Source organism: Bremerella alba (genome assembly GCF_013618625.1).
Taxonomy (GTDB): domain Bacteria; phylum Planctomycetota; class Planctomycetia; order Pirellulales; family Pirellulaceae; genus Bremerella; species Bremerella alba.
The window spans coordinates 634,378-652,108 of the sequence record NZ_JABRWO010000002.1 but is presented as its reverse complement, the minus strand read 5'-3'; the positions used below and the strand labels follow the sequence as shown (position 1 = coordinate 652,108).

Annotated in this window: 12 protein-coding genes; 6 read left to right on the top strand and 6 right to left on the bottom strand. The window is 56.8% G+C overall.

The annotated features are described in order from the left end of the window. Positions 1–673: hypothetical protein (locus HOV93_RS05735; protein WP_207395501.1), on the bottom strand; the 673-nt coding region annotated here is incomplete at its 3' end. 611 nt (positions 674–1,284) lie between these two features. Between HOV93_RS05735 and HOV93_RS05730 the strand changes: the two genes are divergently transcribed. The 3 genes from HOV93_RS05730 to HOV93_RS05720 all read left to right on the top strand — a co-directional run bounded on the left by HOV93_RS05730 (position 1,285) and on the right by HOV93_RS05720 (position 8,647). Beyond that, complete coding sequence (locus tag HOV93_RS05730) at positions 1,285–2,505, top strand: metallophosphoesterase family protein (RefSeq protein ID WP_207395500.1); 1,221 nt, start codon at positions 1,285–1,287, stop codon at positions 2,503–2,505. 50 nt (positions 2,506–2,555) lie between these two features. Then, positions 2,556–6,503, top strand: a complete 3,948-nt coding sequence (locus HOV93_RS05725; protein WP_207395499.1) for an ATP-binding protein — start codon at positions 2,556–2,558, stop codon at positions 6,501–6,503. A gap of 98 nt (positions 6,504–6,601) precedes the next feature. Beyond that, a complete protein-coding gene (locus tag HOV93_RS05720) occupies positions 6,602–8,647 on the top strand; it encodes a prolyl oligopeptidase family serine peptidase (RefSeq protein WP_207395498.1) in 2,046 nt (681 codons plus the stop codon). A 101-nt stretch (positions 8,648–8,748) separates the two neighbouring features. Here HOV93_RS05720 and mqnC read toward each other — a convergent pair whose 3' ends face one another. From mqnC to HOV93_RS05705, 3 genes are all read right to left on the bottom strand, one after another. Continuing rightward, the gene (mqnC, locus tag HOV93_RS05715; RefSeq protein WP_207395497.1) at positions 8,749–9,876 is read right to left on the bottom strand and encodes a cyclic dehypoxanthinyl futalosine synthase; all 1,128 of its coding nucleotides are present in this window, start codon (positions 9,874–9,876) and stop codon (positions 8,749–8,751) included. Further along, complete coding sequence (locus HOV93_RS05710; RefSeq protein ID WP_315853351.1) at positions 9,854–10,672, bottom strand: menaquinone biosynthetic enzyme MqnA/MqnD family protein; 819 nt, start codon at positions 10,670–10,672, stop codon at positions 9,854–9,856. Before HOV93_RS05710 ends, mqnC begins: the two co-directional genes overlap by 23 nt. A gap of 137 nt (positions 10,673–10,809) precedes the next feature. Continuing rightward, complete coding sequence (locus tag HOV93_RS05705; protein WP_207395496.1) at positions 10,810–11,400, bottom strand: hypothetical protein; 591 nt, start codon at positions 11,398–11,400, stop codon at positions 10,810–10,812. A gap of 295 nt (positions 11,401–11,695) precedes the next feature. Between HOV93_RS05705 and HOV93_RS05700 the strand changes: the two genes are divergently transcribed. Next, positions 11,696–12,415: a hypothetical protein gene (locus HOV93_RS05700; protein WP_207395495.1), complete on the top strand. Its 720-nt coding sequence runs from the start codon at positions 11,696–11,698 to the stop codon at positions 12,413–12,415. A 12-nt stretch (positions 12,416–12,427) separates the two neighbouring features. On the opposite strand, the gene miaA is transcribed toward HOV93_RS05700, so the two are convergent. Beyond that, on the bottom strand, positions 12,428–13,387 hold the full coding sequence (gene miaA, locus HOV93_RS05695; RefSeq protein ID WP_207395494.1) for a tRNA (adenosine(37)-N6)-dimethylallyltransferase MiaA: 960 nt from the start codon (positions 13,385–13,387) through the stop codon (positions 12,428–12,430). Between the two features lie 201 nt (positions 13,388–13,588). Here miaA and HOV93_RS05690 point away from each other — a divergent pair, with 201 nt between their 5' ends. Then, complete coding sequence (locus HOV93_RS05690) at positions 13,589–13,915, top strand: phosphoribosyl-ATP diphosphatase (RefSeq protein WP_315853350.1); 327 nt, start codon at positions 13,589–13,591, stop codon at positions 13,913–13,915. A 36-nt stretch (positions 13,916–13,951) separates the two neighbouring features. Then, positions 13,952–14,803, top strand: a complete 852-nt coding sequence (gene hisG / locus HOV93_RS05685) for an ATP phosphoribosyltransferase (protein WP_207395492.1) — start codon at positions 13,952–13,954, stop codon at positions 14,801–14,803. A 127-nt stretch (positions 14,804–14,930) separates the two neighbouring features. On the opposite strand, the gene HOV93_RS05680 is transcribed toward hisG, so the two are convergent. Further along, on the bottom strand, positions 14,931–17,558 hold the full coding sequence (locus tag HOV93_RS05680; RefSeq protein ID WP_207395491.1) for a protein-disulfide reductase DsbD family protein: 2,628 nt from the start codon (positions 17,556–17,558) through the stop codon (positions 14,931–14,933). Positions 17,559–17,731: the final 173 nt, after the last annotated feature.

Genomic DNA, 17,731 nt, shown 5'->3' with positions numbered 1-17,731 from the left:
TGAGTTCACGCTCTAACGCGTCGATCTCTTCTTGCTTGGCGCATATTTCTCCCTGCAGTTGCAGGTTGAGCGCCTTCATGCGGTAGTAGGTCCAGGCGAAGAACCGCTTCTCTTGGTAGGACAACGGCTCTTGGATTGGCTGTTTGCTGCGACGGATTTCCCGTTCTCGGTAACGATGGTGAAGCTGGCGGTCGCGTTTTGGTCGAGGCTCCAGTGGTGGAAGCTTAGGAGGTTGGCACTTCTTGGGCTTCTCGATTGTGGGAGGATCTTCCTCGGGGAATTCGTACGCTTCGATCTCGGGATCGATGGGTACTACCAAGGGGTCTGCCCGGTAGCTGGGACCTGCTTCGTCCATTACTCGCGTGAAGTGTTCTTCTTCGGTTACTTGCGGGGGTTCTTCTGGCTCACGTGTGATCGCCTCTTGGGCTTCTTGCCTTCGAATGATCGCGCTCAAGGTTGCCCCTTGGGGGCGGCCTAGCGGATCGTTGCCGTATTCGGCCCGGTGCATGGGGTTCTCGAAGGGTGGCTCTTGGGGAGGCTCGTCGGCCAGTAGTGCCAGGACTTCGCCGCAGCAGGGGCAGAGGAGTCGGTTGCCATCGATCACGGCAACCTGCGAACCGTGCGCGGAGGCGCCCGGTTCGTGTTTTTCAGGTTTTTCGTGGTGATGGGACATAACGGTGCTCGTAAATATTTGTGTGCAAAGTGATGGGTTAGTTTAGTAGGGCCCCGCGCGAACGCGGGTCGCGAAGCGGGTACCAGGCGTCCGACCCGCGACACGCGGGCCCTACGTTTTGCTGCTTGTCTAGCAGCGAAACTGGGTACGGATTTCGTATGCCTAAAAAGAAAATAGGCACGGTGCCGGGGAAGCGTCCCCTGGGCATGATTTAGATATATCAGCCTGGTGTAGCATATGTATAGTGCTCAAATGAAAATTTTTTTAGATTCGCGGACGCGGGGCGTGAAGCGGGTATCAGGCATGCGATCCGCGTTCGTGAGAGGCCTTGCGGATGGATACTTGCTTCTGGGTTCGGGCCGGTTGTATTAGCCGTTTGTGGCCTTTGGCCACTCAGAGATGAATCTCTGAGCCACCCTTATTCGTCTGGATCACCTTAGAGACGTCGACCCCTCGTGTTGGTGGCCTGGTGGTGTCGGCCGTACAGGTTCTCTACTTTAATAAATCTGGATAGGCGAAACTTTGCTGTTTCGTTAAACTACTCCCGGTGTGCAAGCATGCATGATGCTATCGCATGATATTTTGAAGGTCGTCAGCCATGGAGAGAGGCCGTGACGCCTGGTTCCCCTTTCAGGTTCATACAAACCGGTGATATTCACCTCGATCAGCCGCTAGGCGGGCTTCCTGAAGTCCCCGAGCATCTGCGCGAGATCTTCCTCAGTGCGCCGCGTCAGGCGATGCAGCAAGTGGTGGAAAATGCGCTGCTGCATGAAGTCGACTTCGTGCTGATCACCGGAAACGTACTGGATGTTCGTCAAAGTAGCCCGGTAATTGTCGGGTTTTTGCTGGATCAGCTGGAAACGCTCAGCGATGCCGGTATTAAGGTCTATTGGCTGGGCGGCGAAACCGATCCGCCGGCGCGGTGGCCTGCTTCAATTCATTTGCCGTCGAATGTCCACACGATTGGTCCTGGCAAACCGGTCGAGATTCTGCATCAGCGAGGGGACGTTGCGATCTGTACGATCCTCGCCCAAGGCTTTACCGGCCGTGAGCCTGGCTGGAGCCAGTTTCGAGCCGATGCCGCAGGCCTCTTTACCCTGGGCGCTTTGAACGGGGACTTCGAGTCCGATTCAATTGCCCGAAGCGGGATTCCTTACTGGGCACTGGGCGGTCGAGATCTTCGCGACAAGCTGAACTGCTCGCCAGCGATCGCTGTTTACGCCGGTTCGCCCCAGGGTCGCAGCATCACCCACAACGGCCAACGTAGCTGCACGCTGGTAGAAGTCGACGAGGAAGGGGATATCGCCATGGAAGCGATCCCAACCGATGTCTGCCGCTGGCAAAGCGAAATCATCGAGCTGGAAAACTGCAAGAAGGTCAGCGACCTGACCAAGATCATCAAAAACCGGCTCAACACGCTCAATACCACCAAGGGAAATCGCCAGCTGATGATCGACTGGCGCGTGATCGTGGCCAACGAGGCTACCCGCGAATTGCTGAAGGAAGAGACCTGGCAAGAGGTTACCGACGAGTTGAACAAGCAGTTCGGTCAAGAGCCGATGGGCTCGTGGACTTACGAACTGACCGTCGAAACGGCCTCGGTCATTCCTGAAGCGTGGTACCAAGAACAGTCGATCTGCGGCGATTACCTGCGTTTGACGCGGGAATTGGCTGCCGATCCAAGTCTGCCGATCGAGCTAACGCAATTCCTGGCCGAAGGGCACGAGGAAAGCCAGTTAGCCGAGGCGGTATCCATTGAATCAAGAGAAAATCGCCGTCGCGTGTTGCAAGACGCACGCCGACTGGGCGTCCGATTGCTGCGAGCCGAGTGACAACCATATTCGCCGGCTGCCAGTGATAGGCCATCTTCAGGAGTGAAGGGATGCAACTCAATCAAATTCAAATCGACGGTTTCGGTGTCTGGCACGACCTGAGTGTCGAACAGCTTTCGCCGACTATTACCGTCCTGTTTGGCCACAACGAAGCAGGTAAGAGCACGCTGCTGCACTTCCTGCGCACGATGCTGTACGGTCAAGAGCCGGACGCCGAACGCCGCTATTTGCCTCCGGTGCATGGTGGCGAGCCGGGTGGTGCACTGCGCGTGAACGGTTCGATGGGCCGCTTCAAGGTCGTGCGTCGTTTCAACGACGACGGCACCGAAGAGCAAGTTTGGATTGAAGCCAAAGACGGAACTCGGCAAAGCCGCGCGCAGCTAGATGCGCTGCTAGAAGGGGTCGATCGTCTTACTTACAGCAATATCTTTGCAGTGGGCCTGCGCGAGATGCAACTGCTGGCAACGCTCGACGATAGCGTGGCCGCCCAGAAGATTTACGAGCTGACCAGCGGGCTCGATCGCATTTCGCTGGCCGAGGTGATGCGCGAACTGGAGACCTCGCGGTGCGGACTGATTTCCGGCGGGAAAGAAGAAGCCCTGGTCGATCAGTTGTTGGAACGGCATCAGGTCTTAAAGAAGGAAATTGAGCAGCTCCGTGGCGGAACGCAGGAATGGTCGAACCTGCTCAATCAACGCCGGGCCCTCGAAACGCAGATCAATCAATTTCAGTTCAAAACAGGCGACCTGGAGCGAGTCGCCGCGTTCGTCGAAATGTGCCAGGCTTTGCGGCCAGAGATCAATCGCCGTAACAAGCTGATCGAAAAGATCGACGGGTACGGCGAGCTGCCAGAAGTATCTCGCGAGACGCTCCGTCATCTGCATTCGCTGCAAGATCAGATCTCGAAGAAACGGACCAAGTGCCGCGAGCTGCGGTCCAATTACACCGAGCTGCGTGAGAAGCATAGCTTGATTCCGGTCAATCAAGAGCTTGCTCGTCAGGCTGCCCGGGTCGATGCGTTGGGAGAACAGCGGCAATGGATTTTGTCCCTCACCCAGCAGTTGGAACGTAACGAAGAAGAAGTAGGCCAGATCAATTCCGAGATCGAGGATCTGTGGGAACAGACCGGCGTCAAGACGCGCGGTGGCAAACGCCCTGACTTGTCTCGCAAGCAGCTTCGTTCGCTACGCGATCCACTGCGAACGTACGAGAACGCCACGCAAGAGCTGGAAGACAGAAAACGACATACTTCGACGCATGACGAAGAGCTGCTAGGTGTCGAGAGCGAAGTGGAAGAGTCGCTCACCTCGCTGGGCGAAGAGGATCTGAACAAGGCCCTATCTAAGGCCGGCGATCTGGTGAACCTGCTGCGTCGCCGCATTCAGGTCGAAGATAAGATCGACCAGATCCGCGTCCAGTACCGTGAGTCGGAAGCGGAAACGCACGACCTGCTCGAGCATCAGATGATGCCCAAGCCAGAAATGGTGTTTCTGGGGGCATTGTTTATCGGCGGCGGCTCGATGACGCTGATGTCGATTTTTGGAAATGCTTTGCTCATTGGTTCCGGGCTGGGGCATTTCGGTTGGATCTTCGGCTCGATGGCGATGATTGCTTCGTACAGTATGAAGCGAAAGATGGACAACGAGACGGCCCAGCAATTCGATTCGGCCAAGCGTCAGTTGATGCTGTTGGATCAGCAGCTGGACAGAGCGGTTTCCGAGCAGAAGGAACTCGACATCTCGCTGCCGCGCGGCAACGGGGCGCTGATGGCCCGGCTGAAGAGCGCCGAGGACCATTTGGTTCGCCTGGAAGAACTGATTCCGCTGGGACACAAGCTGGGCGAAGTTCGCGAAAAGCAAGAGTCGAGCACGCGTGAGATCAGCGACCTGGAAGCTGCCGTGGTCCGGGCTCGTAAGAACTGGAAAGACGCGCTGCGGATTCTCGATCTGCCGGAAGATATCAACCCCGACCTGATCAAATCGCTAGGTCGCTTCCTGGCCCAGATTCATCAGTACCGCAAGCGGTTGAAAGCCATTCGTAGCGAGAACGACATCGCCGAGCGAGAACGAGAAGCCCTGTTGGCTCGTATTTCGCACTTGGCCAAAGATGTTGGCGTGCAGCCGAAGACCAACGATGCCTTGTTGCTGTTAGGGCAACTGGAAGATGACCTGGTCCGCCAGGAAGGCAAGCAGAAGCAGCGATCTGGCCTGTTCGATCAAGGCCAGAAGGTCCGCGGCGACTTCCGCCGAGTCGCAGCCGAGGCGAAGGAATTGATCGCCGAACGCGAGCAGATTCTGGAAGAGGCCAGCAGCGCCGACGAAGAAGAGTACCTGACCTGGATTGTTCGCACGGAAGAAGTCGAAGAGCTGCAACTCACCCTGGAGAGCTTGACCGAAACGATCGACGAGAAGATCGGGGCCGAGAGCACGCTCGAAGAAATCGAAGCGTGGCTGGAAACGACCATCAGCAAAGATGCCGACGAACAGCTTGCCAAACTGCTGCACGATCATCAGCACGCCGAGAAGCGGATGCAGGAATGCTTCGAGCGTCGCGGCGAGTTGAAGGTTCAACTTGAAACGCTGGAAAAGAACGATCGCCTGTTGCATGCTCAGTTAGAGCTTTCCGAAGTGGAAGCCCAGTTGGAAAAAGCCATTGAAAAGTGGCAGACCTACGCGGCCACATCGTGCCTGCTGGAACAGATTCGCCGGGTCTACGAAAACGATCGTCAGCCGGAAACACTGCGGTTGGCTTCGTCGTACATGCGGAAGCTGACCGATGACCGATACATCCGGATTTGGACTCCGCTGCACGAGAACACCTTGTTTGTCGAGGAACGTGACGCCGATTCCAAGAGCCTGGCTCACTTGAGCGAAGGTACCCGCGAGCAGGTCTTTTTGAGCGTTCGCCTGGCGTTGATTCACTTGTTTGCTCGCCAAGGCCGCGTCTTGCCGGTGATTTTGGACGACGTGCTGGTGAACTTCGACTCGAAGCGGTCGAAGGCCACGGCGGAAGTGTTCAAAGAGTTCGCCGCCGAAGGGCATCAGCTGTTGATCTTCACGTGTCACGAACACATCGCCGCCATGTTCCAAGGCATGGGGGCTGACGTTCGGGCACTGCCCAAGTTCACCGGGATCTGCCGTCCTGGTTTGATCGAAATCGACGAACCCCTGCCGGCCATGGAACTACCGGCTCCGAAACCAGAGCCTGAACCCGTTCCCGAGCCCAAACCAGAACCCAAGCCAGCCCCGAAACCGAAGGTCAAGCAAGCTCCGCTGCCCGAGCCGAAGGTCACCGTTCATATTGAAGACCCCAAGCCAGAGCCAGTGCCGCCGCCATCGTACAAGTACACGGAAGTCGTGCTGCCGGAATACGTGCCCATCGAGTACGAAGTGATCAAAAAGGTCGAGCCGGTTAAGGAAGTTCCGCTTCCGCTGCCGGTCGTGAAGTTGCCCAAGGAAGAGCCGGTACGACTTCGCTGCGATATCTTGCAGGAAGAAGTCAGCTACCGCTTGAAGGGTAGCGAAGTCACCGACAAATACTTGTTGTCGTTGTCCGACTTTGGCTTCGAGATGAATGGGAATGTGAACTATCGGCTGAAAGATGCCGACAGCAACCGCAAGCCGCAGATCGATTGGGATTCGCTGCTCGAAGAAGAGCCAGTCGAAGAGGAACCGTACGAAGAAGAGTTCCCCGTGGCCGATGCCATCCTCGAACCGGAACCGCAGTGGGATTACGCCGAAGAACTCGAGCTCGAGTTGGAACCTGAGCCAGAACTCGAGCTTGCCCCAGAGCCTCAGCCTGTTCCTGCGTCTCCGCCGAAGCCGAAGCCACTACCCGCGCCACCCCAGAAGAAGATGCGGCTGCGTTACGTCTACACCGATCACGACGAATTCGGGTGGGATTCGCCGCGACGCTGGTACGAAACGAAGGATCCCCGCAAGGATCACGACGAAGTCATCGTTCGCGAAGAAATCGTTGACGAGAAGGAAGCTTCGTAAGGCGTTGTTTCCTCGCGGTTGAGCAGCCGTTAAAATCAATCCAAAGCCCGGCCGATGTTGGTATGATTCGGCCCCATGCCCCCACCTGGATTGACCTCATGCGAAACTGTCTGCTTCTTGTCGTTGCGTTCTGCATATCAGCGAGTACCCTCTGGGCGGATGGCCCGGCCGATAACATCCCGGGCACCGTTCGACCGGTGCCTCCGGAAGGGATCGAGGTCCCTGCCGCAGACGCAGCCGAACTGGCGCAAGGGCTCGAACGTCTCGACGACTTGATCAAACGCTTGAAGATGCGCCGCGACGCGATGACGCCGCTGATGCTGCCGGACGTCGAGATCTTCTCCCGGGCCCTACAACAAGCCCTTACCTACCGCGAGTTCTACAAGCCGGCTGATATTATCGCCGCAAAGCAAACGTTGACCGAAGGCCTGAACCGGGCCGAGAGCTTGATGGAAGGGAGGACCCCTTGGACGACGCAGACTGGACTGGTCGTGCGGGGCTACCGCTCGAAGATCGACAACACGGTGCAGCCGTACGGTCTCGAGATTCCGGCCGATTACAACTTTGACTCGACCGATGCTTTCCGCTTAGACATCTGGCTGCACGGCCGCGGCGAACGCAACACTGAGGCCAACTTCATTGCCGAACGATTGAAGAAGCCAGGGCAGTACCAACCCACCGGGACCATCGTGCTGCATCCGTTTGGGCGGTACTGCAATGCGTTCAAATTCGCTGGCGAGATAGACATTTTGGAAGCAATGCGGCACGTCCAAGGCAGCTACCGCATCGACGACAATCGGGTCGCTATCCGCGGCTTTTCGATGGGCGGAGCAGGGTGCTGGCAGATGGCGATGCACTATCCCGACTTGTTCTTTGCCGCCAATCCGGGGGCAGGCTTCTCAGAAACGCCGTTGTTTTTAGACGTCTTTCAGAAGGAAACGCTTGAGCCGACCTGGTACGAGAAAAAGCTTTGGCAGTGGTACGACTGTCCTGGCTATGCGGCGAATGTCTTCAACCTGCCGACGATCGCTTACAGTGGCGAACTCGACATCCAGAAGCAAGCCGCCGACGTGATGCAGGAAGCGATTGCCGCCGAGGGCATGCGGCTGACGCATATCATTGGGCCTGAGACGAAGCACTCGATTCACGCGGATTCTAAAGAGATCATTTCCGCGAAGCTCGACGCCTTGGCGGAAGTTGGCCGCATCACCACGCCCCGCGAAATTCGCTTCGCCACATATACGCTGCGTTATCCCCGCATGCACTGGGTGACCGTGGCCGGCCTGCAAGAGCATTGGAAGCAGGCTCGTGTGCATGCGAAGGTAGACTCTCCGACCAATTCGATCGTCATCGGCACGCGGAACGTCACCCATCTGGAACTCAAGTTCCCGGCCGGGCAGCAACTGTTAACGGTCGACCAGCCGGTGCGAATCCGAATTGCCTCTTCGGTTGTCGGCGGAGAAGGGGACACGTTTGAGTTGACGGCTCCTCAACCAGAAACGGACCGATCGTGGTCGGCACGATTGGAATTCGGCCCTAGCGGCTGGAAGCTTGGCTGGAGCGAACCGACCAGCCTGGCGAAAGTGCCGGAGCTGCAAGGTCCGATCGATGACGCATTTCTCGATCGCTTCGTCGTAGTAGGTCCCACCGGCAAGCCATGGAACGAGACTGTCAACGCGTGGGCTGTGGGTGAGATGGATCACTTAGTCGATCAGTGGCGACAGCAGTTTCGCGGCGATGCGATCGTTAAAGCAGACGACGCGATAACCGAGGCAGACATTGCGACCAGTAATCTCATCTTGTTCGGCGACCCAGGCAGCAACGCCGTTCTCGCCAAAATCGCCGACAAGTTGCCCATTAAATGGGGCAAGAACGAAATCACCGTCGACGATAAGACCTATAAGGCAACCGAGAACGCCCCGGTGCTGATTTACCCTAATCCGCTGAACCCGGCCAAGTACGTGGTGATCAACAGCGGCTTCACTTACCGCGAGTACGCTTATCTGAACAATGCCCGCCAGGTGCCGAAGCTACCCGACTGGGCGATCGTAGACGTAACGACCAAGCCGGATGCCCTATGGCCCGGGAAGATCGTCGATGCCGATTTCTTCAACGAGAGCTGGCAGTTGAAGCCGCAACCGTAGTGCGGCGATCTTTTAAGGCCGGAGGCCCTGATAATGTGGGAAGCTTGTAGGGCAGGCGGCTGGATCGTTTAATCCGCAGCGATGCGAACCAAGGTGACGCATTAAGACAGCGTAACCAGCTCTTTATTTCGCAGCGCGTTGGCCTGGACGGCTTTCATTTCGTGTTCTTTGGGGAACAGTTCGTAATGGACGTTGCGTTGGCGTGGTTCGTAGCCCAGTTCCGAGATCGAATCGCGGATCTCTTGTAGCGTTAGGAAGTGGACGGTGCCGGCCTCGGCGACGACGTTCTCTTCAATCATCAGGCTCCCCATGTCGTTCGCACCGTACAGTAGTGCCAACTGACCGACCTTCAAGCCTTGGGTGACCCAGCTTGATTGAATGTTGGGGACGTTGTCGAGATACAGACGCGAGACGGCCTGGGTCTTTAGGTACTCGAACGTGCCCGACGGAGGGATGTGGCTCATGTCGGTGTTCTCTGGCTGGAAGGTCCAGCTGATGAATGCCGTGAAGCCGCTTGTTTCGTCTTGTAGCTGACGAACAAGTTCCAGGTGCTCGATACGCTCGGCGAGGGTTTCTACGTGCCCGAACATCATGGTGGCCGAGCTATGGCCGCCGATCTCGTGCCAGACACGCATCACGTTCAGCCAGTCGGCGGTCATGACTTTGCCGCGGGTCAGTTCACGACGTACGCGGTCGTTCAAGATTTCTGCACCGCCCCCCGGTAGGCTACCTAGTCCGGCGTCTTTCAATCGCTGCAGCACATCGCGCAGCGGAAGCTTGTTGACCTTGGTGAAGTGGTGGATCTCGGGAGGGCTGAATGCGTGCAGGTTGACCTGCGGGAATGCCTTTTTGATGTCGCCCAGCAGTTCTTCGTACCAATCGAGCTTGTATTCGGGGTGAAGGCCGCCTTGCATGAGGATCTGGTCGCCGCCGAGGGCCACCGTTTCTTCGACCTTCTTAAGGATCTCACCGCGCGGCAGCACGTAGCCTTCTTTGCTTTTGGGACTGCGGTAGAACGCGCAGAAGTGGCAAACGGCCGTGCAGATGTTGGTGTAGTTGATGTTGCGATCGATGTTGTACGTGCGGTAGTTCTCGGGGTGCAGCCGCCGCGTGACCGCATCGGCGGCGCGTCCGATCGCCAGCAGGTCGTTCGACTCGAGAATTTTCAGGCCTTCTTCCGGGGTCAGTCGCTCTCCGGCAACTGCTTTATCGAGCAATTTCGCAATCATCGTATATGGGTGTCCTGCCGCTGGGTGCTAAATCTAATCCAACTGCATAGTCGTAAAAACGCGTGAGCGCAGCTTTTTCCTGCGGGCCCAGCGTGAAATGTAAATTATCGTGAAAGTATTGGAAGCACTCACTGGTTGTCAGCTGATAGTTGGGTGCTTCCCGCTGAGCAATTTCCTGAAGGCTTGCCAGTCCGCTGTTACGGGCCTGCATCAGATGTTGGGCGATTGATTCGGTGGGGATGCCTGGCCGGGCAACCCACATCGCAAACACGAACGGCAGGCCGGTCCACTCGACCCACGTTTCGCCCAGGTCCCAGACCTCGACGGCATCGATCGCCGGGGGGTGAATTGCTCGGTCACCGATGAGCAAGATGGCGTCTGCTTCGCAGTCCCGCATGTCGCTGCCCAGCGGCAGCGCTTGTAGCCGAGGGCGTACGCCGAGCCGCTCGGCGAGAAGGATCTTAGCCATCGCGGCGCTGGTTCGGGAGCCTTCGTCGAGGGCCAGCGTTTGTACCTGTTGGGGGGGAACGCGAAAGAAGATCTTCACGCTCCACACCGGGCCCAAGCAGCCGATACAGGCATCGGTAATGATTCGGTAGTTGTCCCCCAGAAAGTACTCGATCGAGGGGATTAGCGCCACGTCTAACAGCCCCAATGCGAGCTGGTCGGCCAAATGGCTGGGGTAATCGAAGGAAAGCGTGAAGGGGGTATCTGCCTGACCTAGGCCGTGAACCAGCGGCTTGGTGTTCAAGTACCGAACGGCCCCCACACGGGCCTTCATGTCGACGGCGTTCACGGCGTTATCTTGCACGTTGATTGGTAACGAAGTGGACAGGACTGCTAGAAAGCTAACCGCCGCTGCTCAGGCGGCGTAACCCCTTAAACCAAGCTGGGATGCGGAATTAGGGGAAGTAACCTTCTAGGGTACGCGGATTAGGCCTCGAAGGGAAGGTCGGCCAACCCGCTGACCACAAGCCGAGAAACGGCTTTCCAGGGAATCAGATGGATCTGAAATTTGCCCGAATCGGCCTTACGAGCGAAATAGCCGAGTTCTGGCGATGATTTCTCAGGCGAATAGTGGTGTGGAACAAAGACTTCTCCCTCGCGCAGGTGGATTTCAAAGGAGACCTCCGCACCGCGAGTTTTCCAGAGATGGGTGAACTCGACAAATAGACGGCTATGGCCCGCGACGACCGGGGCTGCGGCGGGCTTTGCGCCTAGTGTGGCCTGTAGGATGTCGGATGTTTCCGCGTTGTCTCGCAGTCCGAGACCTGCGAGGTCTAGCGGATCCCCCGCCGAGCTAATTTCCTCGGAATTTCGGACACTCGATGCACTGGTAGACGATGTCGAAGCCGCTGTTGTCAATTCACGCGAATTCGTGGCAGTTTCGGGCGAGACGTTCGGAACACGAAACCGCACGTTGCAGTGCGGGCATTTTCCGGGCTGGCCTTGTAGTCGCTGAGGTGCGTTGAGCCGATGTCCGTTAGGGCACAGGAACATGATTGTTTCGGACTTGGTATTCACCTTTGCTCCCATCCAGAAAATCGAATCAAGTCGCCGCGTCCTACTGCCCATGATAGTTCTTCCAAGATAGGGGCTGGATTTAAACAAATGATGAATTCAAGCCTGTGGATCGGTAAAAAAGGAATAGTTTCGCGGAAGTTTCACTCAGATATCGACTTAGGGCATCATCCTATGGCACATTATCATTCGCACAGCAGTTGACTAAAATGTGAGCCCCGGGCAAGTTAAGGGCGCGGCTCAGCTTGTCTTTACATCGCCCTGGAAGCCCTGCTTTCGATCCTTATCGCGGAACAACATGGCCGAACAGCAAGAAAAAATACGCGTAACGTGTCCGAGTTGCTTCAAACGCTTTGAAGTCAGCGCCAAGTTTGCCGGACGCGAAGGTCCTTGCCCTAGTTGCAAGAAGCCGATCACGATTCCTGCCCTGTCGGAACAGGTTGTCCTGCGCGAGCAGGAGCAGTTCGGCGGCGTGAAGTCGAAAGAAGGGAAGCTGGTCTTCAAGCCGGTCGCACGCGAGGATGCGACGTTCTCGATGACGGCATTGGCCGTTGTTATGACGGCAGCCCTTTCCGCTTTCGCGATCGCGTTTTTCATTGGGCATTCGACCGAAGACAAAAGTAGCCTGACGATGGTCGTCGCGGCAGGCTCCTTTTTGGTCGCGTTACCGCTGTGCTGGAGCGGCTATTGGTTTCTGCGAGATGATGAGTTTGAAGCCTATTCCGGACAGGAATTATGGGTCCGGGTTGCCGTTTGCTCGGCAGCTTATGCGCTTCTGTGGGGGATCTATGCGTTTCTGATCGGTTACTGGGAACTGAGCCCTGACCTGAACGAGAATCTACCGTACTACGTGATTACGGCCGTGGTGTTTTTAATTGCCGGGGGATTTGCGGCGGCAGGTTCGTTCGATATTCAGCCGCTGTCGGGCTTCATGCATTTTTCGTTTTATATCTTGATCACGTTGCTATTGCGAATGGCAATGGGGTTGTCGGCCTATTACGTGAACTGGTGGGATTAGCTTGCGATCGTTCTACAAAGTCGAGCCCAGTTCATAGATTTGCTGGGCGACTGCTTCGGCGTCGAACTGTCCGGCGAGGGGGACCTCGCGGCATTCTTCCAGGCTGCGAAACCACGTGCACTGGCGTTTGGCGAACTGCCGGGTGCGGGCCTTAACCCGCTCCTTCGCAGACTCAAGCTCTTGATTGCCGGCCAGGTAGTCAATCACTTCCTGGTAGCCCACGGCCTGCATGGCCGTCGTACTGAGTGGGGAATGCGTGTCGAGTAGACGCTGCACTTCCTCGATCAATCCGGTCTCGAACATGGCTTCCACGCGGTCGTTGATCCGTCGGTGTAAGACCGTACGCTCCCAAGAGAGCCAGAACACGCGGCAGTCTTCAGGCCGAGCGTGATCGGCGAACTCGAACTGGTAATGGCTCATTGGTTGGCCGGTTGCCTGATGCACTTCGAGCGCTCGGACCATTCGCCGCGTATCATTTTCATGAATCCGAGCCGCTGCGAGCGGGTCGACCATTTTCAAGCGGGCATGCAGGGCCGCGTTACCCACTTTGGCGGCCTCTTCTTCGAGGGCCTTGCGCAAGGCCAGATCAGGGGCTGGTCCTTCCGAGAGACCTCGTAGCAGGGCCTTTAAATAGAGCGGGGTACCACCCACAAAGAGGGCCTGTTTGCCGCGGCTGCGGATCTCTTGAACGGTCGCTTGGGCCAGTTCCAAGTAGTGGGAAATGCTGGAAGTCTCGTTCGGATCGAGCACATCGATCAGGTGGTGGGCAATGGCGGCCTGCTCATTACGGGTCGGTTTCGCAGTGCCGATATCCATGTCGCGATATAGGGACATCGAGTCGAGGGCGATGATTTCCGCGTTAATTTTCTCAGCCAGACGAAGGCCAACCCGCGTTTTTCCACTGGCGGTTGCCCCAGTTAGAAACCAGCAGTCAAGGAAGCTAAACTCTTTGTCAGTCGTGGGATTGGTCATGCTTATGGTGGTCGATTCTAGGGGTAAATCCTAGTTTCTGCGGATGTTAAGGTTTGCTGGGGGTGCAATTTTCAGTTTACCCCTGCCTGACTACAATACTAGATTCCCGGCCACTCGACGAAGGGGGTTGGGTCCGATACCGAATTGAACTTCCTCACAAGGGGCCGAGCTTTGTCCGGCGAACCTAACGCAGATTCTTCCGTGAATGTTCTCGCAGCGTTGATGGCCGTGATCGAAGATCGCCGCGCGAATCCGCCCGAGAAGTCGTACACTACCAAGTTGTTTCAAGGTGGTGTTCCCAAGATCGGAAAAAAGATCATGGAAGAGGCAGCCGAAGTGGTCGAAGCTGCCGGCGAAGAGGGAGAACAGGGACGGAAGCATCTGATCTACGAGGCCGGCGATCTGATCTATCATTTGATGGTCATGCTGGGGCATCGCGAGATTTCCCTGGCCGAGGTCGAGACCGAACTGGGACGCCGCTTTGGTGTCTCTGGAATTGATGAAAAAGCGGCCCGCGACTCTAAGTAATTTCTGCAACCACCATCCAACCCTAAGCGAACCATCATGGAAAACTTCCGGATTGGCATTCCCAGTAAAGGGCGACTCGCGGAAGTCGCCACCGAACTTCTCGGCGACGCAGGCATGAAGTTCCGTCGTCAAGATCGCAGCCTGTTTGCTCGGGTTCGCGATATGCCGATCGACATCACCTTCCTGCGAACCGACGACATCCCGGTGCTGTGCGCCGAGGGTGCAATCGACATGGGCATCACCGGGAGCGACCTGGTGCAGGAAGCAGAAGTCGACGTCGAGACGCGTATGGAATTGGGCGTGGGCAAATGCCGCTTAGCACTGTGCGTTCCCGAAGATACCGATTGGAAGAGCGTCGAGGACATGAAGTCTTGCCGCGTGGCAACGAGCTTCCCCAATGTCACCAAGAGCTACATGGTAGCCAACGGAGCAAAGCCTCATTTGGTGAACCTGTCGGGCTCGGTGGAAGTGATGATCTCGCTGGGCATTGCCGACGCGATTGTCGACCTGGTCGAAACGGGCAGCACGCTGGCCGCCAATCGTTTGAAGATTTTCGCCGAGATTGGCAGCTATCAAACGGTGCTCATCCAGAACAAGCAGAACCGGCAACCAGAGCTGGCCGATCGGATTGTACGTCGCCTGGAAGGGGTGGTCATTGCTCGCGATTACTCGCTGCTAGAATACAACATTCCCCGCGAGAAACTGGCCGCTGCCGAACAGATTACGCCTGGGTTTAATTCGCCGACGATCAACCCGCTGGAAGACACCGACTGGTGTGCCGTGCGAGCCATGGTCAAACGCAAGGAAGTCATCGGCGTGATGGAGAAGTTAGAAGAACTTGGCGCGTCGGCGATTCTACAAACCAACATCGCCAACTGCCGGCTGTAATCTTGCGTTGGAATGCCCCGCTTGTAATTCCAGCGGTGTCTCTAAAAGTCTTGTCCCCTCTCCCCCGAGGTGAGAGGGGACTAAGAAATAGATCGCTACCCTGCCGGTCTACTCCTGCCCTACCATTCTATTCCTGCATTGCCGTTTGCTTGGGTACGTTGCCTGATTCCTGTTGGGCGGCGTTTAAGCTTTCGATGACCTTCGACTCGGTCAGCAGGTCGCTTAGTACGAAGACTTCGCCTGCTTTGCCGCCGGGGAAGATGGCCAGCAGAGGGATGCTGTTGGAGCCCAGCTTGTTGATGAATTTCTGAACTTGGGGGCTGTTGTCGTGAGTGGTGTTGGTCCAGTCGACGAGCATCGGCACAATGCCGTGCTGATTGACCACTTCGCCCACGCCGTCGGTGTTGATCGCGGTGTAGTAGTTCACCTTACAGGTCGGGCACCAGTCGGCGGTGAAGTCGACCATGACCGTCTCGCCAGCTTGCTGCCGGGCGTAGATGTCGTTTTCCAGGGCTGGCCAGCGTTCTTCGGCATAGGTGTTCCAGGCGATGCTGCCGTCGTGGGCGTCCCCTTCGATAAGGTTGTTATACGCGAAGTAGCCAATGCCGATCGCCACGACGAACGCCCCGACGGTAGTAGCGATTTTCGAGCTCTTATGTTCCAGCATATGGACCTGACCCAGCATCCAACAGCCGGCTGCTAAGCCCACTAAGAGAGTCAACGTCGGAACGACGTATTCATCGGGCATGGTGTACATCAGGTAAACCACCGTCAGCATCATGACGAAGCCCATCAGTTGTTTGAAAGCGACCATCCAGTTGCCCGGCTTGGGCAGGAAGGCAATCAGGCGTGGGTTCATCCCGATAATCAAGTAAGGCGAAGCCATTCCCAGGCCGATCGAACCAAAGACGACGAAGGTCACAATCGTCGGCTGCGATATGGTATAGCCGAACACAGGGCCTAAGAATGGACCACTACAAGGCGTCGACAGCAGCGTCGTAACGATCCCTTTGAAGAACGCCCCGCCGTAGCCGGTCTTGTTCGAGGCATTGGCCACGCTACCGCTTCCCATGAAGCTCGGCATCGTCAGTTCCCACACGCCGAGCATGCTTAAGCCCATTGTGTAGACCAGGATGATCATGGCCAGGATGTATCGCCAGTCACCACTCCATTGGCCCCAGGCGAGCCCGTCGGCACCACCGGCGGTGCCATCGCCAGGGTTGAAATAACCGACGATAAGATTCAGCGACGAGGAAACGACCGCCAGCAACATGAACACGAAGATCACACCAAGCGAGTAGATCAGGTTCAGCATGAACACCTGACCGCGGTGCTTCCCGGCTTGATTCACGAAGGAAAGGATCTTCAACCCGACCACCGGCAGCACGCACGGCATCAGGTTGAGGATCGCCCCGCCGATAAAACTCAGCACGATGATCCAAGCCAGGCTCGCAGTCTCCGGAGGGTTGAGTACTGTCCACTGAATGTTGTTGTTCAGCGGAACAGGCGGTGCCATCACGTTGTTTTCAGGGGGCTGCTCCTGCTTAGGGAGACCAATCACAGGTCCTGCATTGTCCCCCATCGCATCCTGAACTTCCGCGTGGGTCACCTTGGCTCGCTCGGCGGCTTGATTGTATTTGGCCGCTGAAAACGCCAGCGGCGCCGACTCGTCTTTGCCTTTTTCACCGACTTGAACCACCCCTTCGAACATCGCACCTGAGGGGCGATCGCAGGTTGTGTCGGTACACGTTTGATAACCGACGTAGCCTACCAGTGGATACTTACCAGGCACGGCGTCGATGGGAACTTGAACGGTGAACTTCCAGGTCGTTTCTCCATCGTGGTAACGCACGGCGGGGAAGCCTTCGATGAGAGCTTTCTCGATCACCGGGTTCTCGGTCGCGGCTTGCGTCGCCAGCCATGGGGTTGTTTCGGCCAATGCGATCTGAGTCGACTTGTAGCCGATGGTCGAATCGGTCGGCGAGTAGGCGTAGATGTGGTAATTGCCTTTAGGTTTGAAGTTCAACGTGACGGTGATTTTGTCGCCAGGTTCTACCCGAGAAGGCACGAACTTACCGCTTAAGACGCCATGGTTACCTTCGGTCGTGTAGTCCCCCATAGTGCCTTGGATTTTGTAATCTGCCGGTGGGATTGCTCCGCCAGGGGTGGTGGCCTTCTCAGGCAGCAGATTCTCAGGCTTGGGAACTTCCTGCTCCCCGTCGAACTTCGCGACAGCCTCGGCCGAGACTGGGACGCACGTTCCTTTGTCGTGGCAGCTTTGCCCGCTGAGCTTAACCTTCAACTTCAGGTCTTCGGCCTTGGTGCCGGGAGCGAGCAAGAACGGTGCGCTCCAGGTAACCTTCTCGTAGAACTTCTCTTGCGCGACGCGGATGATTTTATCGGGTGGAACAATCTTGGGCTTATGATCCGGGGTGAACTCGCCCACGGCAGTGATGGCCGGGTTGCTCTCGACCTTCAACTTGGTCTGCATCGGACCGCCTTTGGGCTGGGTCGTCGAGTAGACACACCATCCGCTGCCGACGGTCGCGGTGATATCAACGCGGCCGTGCGTGGCCGCCGGGTCGATGACGTAGCTGGCCGTGATCTTGAGATTTGGTTCGCTTTGGTTGCCACCGCCGAAATCATCGAAGCCTTCGATTCCTTGGAACAGATCTCCACCCAGTCCTTGGGCCATGATCGTGGTCGGAAGGAAACAAAGAAGCAACGTCAGTGCGATGGGGGCCAAACGCTTCATAAGAATGTTCTATACCGAGTAAAAAGCTGGTGAGGACCTAAAAGGCGGTCTCCCACCATCTTCGGAAAAAATGATGGGTTCGTAAATGCAGAATCCGCATTTCAGTGTAACGGATGTCTGTGGCAATCGGGGTATTGTTCGCCAATGCCAGTGCTCAGTCTGTGATGTCGGAT

Coding starts and splice junctions, on each gene's coding strand:
- HOV93_RS05680 (WP_207395491.1), bottom strand. CDS start 17,558: ATGAAGCGTTTGGCCCCCATCGCACTGACGTTGCTTCTTTGTTTCCTT.
- HOV93_RS05725 (WP_207395499.1), top strand. CDS start 2,556: ATGCAACTCAATCAAATTCAAATCGACGGTTTCGGTGTCTGGCACGAC.
- miaA (WP_207395494.1), bottom strand. CDS start 13,387: ATGACCAATCCCACGACTGACAAAGAGTTTAGCTTCCTTGACTGCTGG.
- HOV93_RS05720 (WP_207395498.1), top strand. CDS start 6,602: ATGCGAAACTGTCTGCTTCTTGTCGTTGCGTTCTGCATATCAGCGAGT.
- HOV93_RS05700 (WP_207395495.1), top strand. CDS start 11,696: ATGGCCGAACAGCAAGAAAAAATACGCGTAACGTGTCCGAGTTGCTTC.
- hisG (WP_207395492.1), top strand. CDS start 13,952: ATGGAAAACTTCCGGATTGGCATTCCCAGTAAAGGGCGACTCGCGGAA.
- mqnC (WP_207395497.1), bottom strand. CDS start 9,876: ATGATTGCGAAATTGCTCGATAAAGCAGTTGCCGGAGAGCGACTGACC.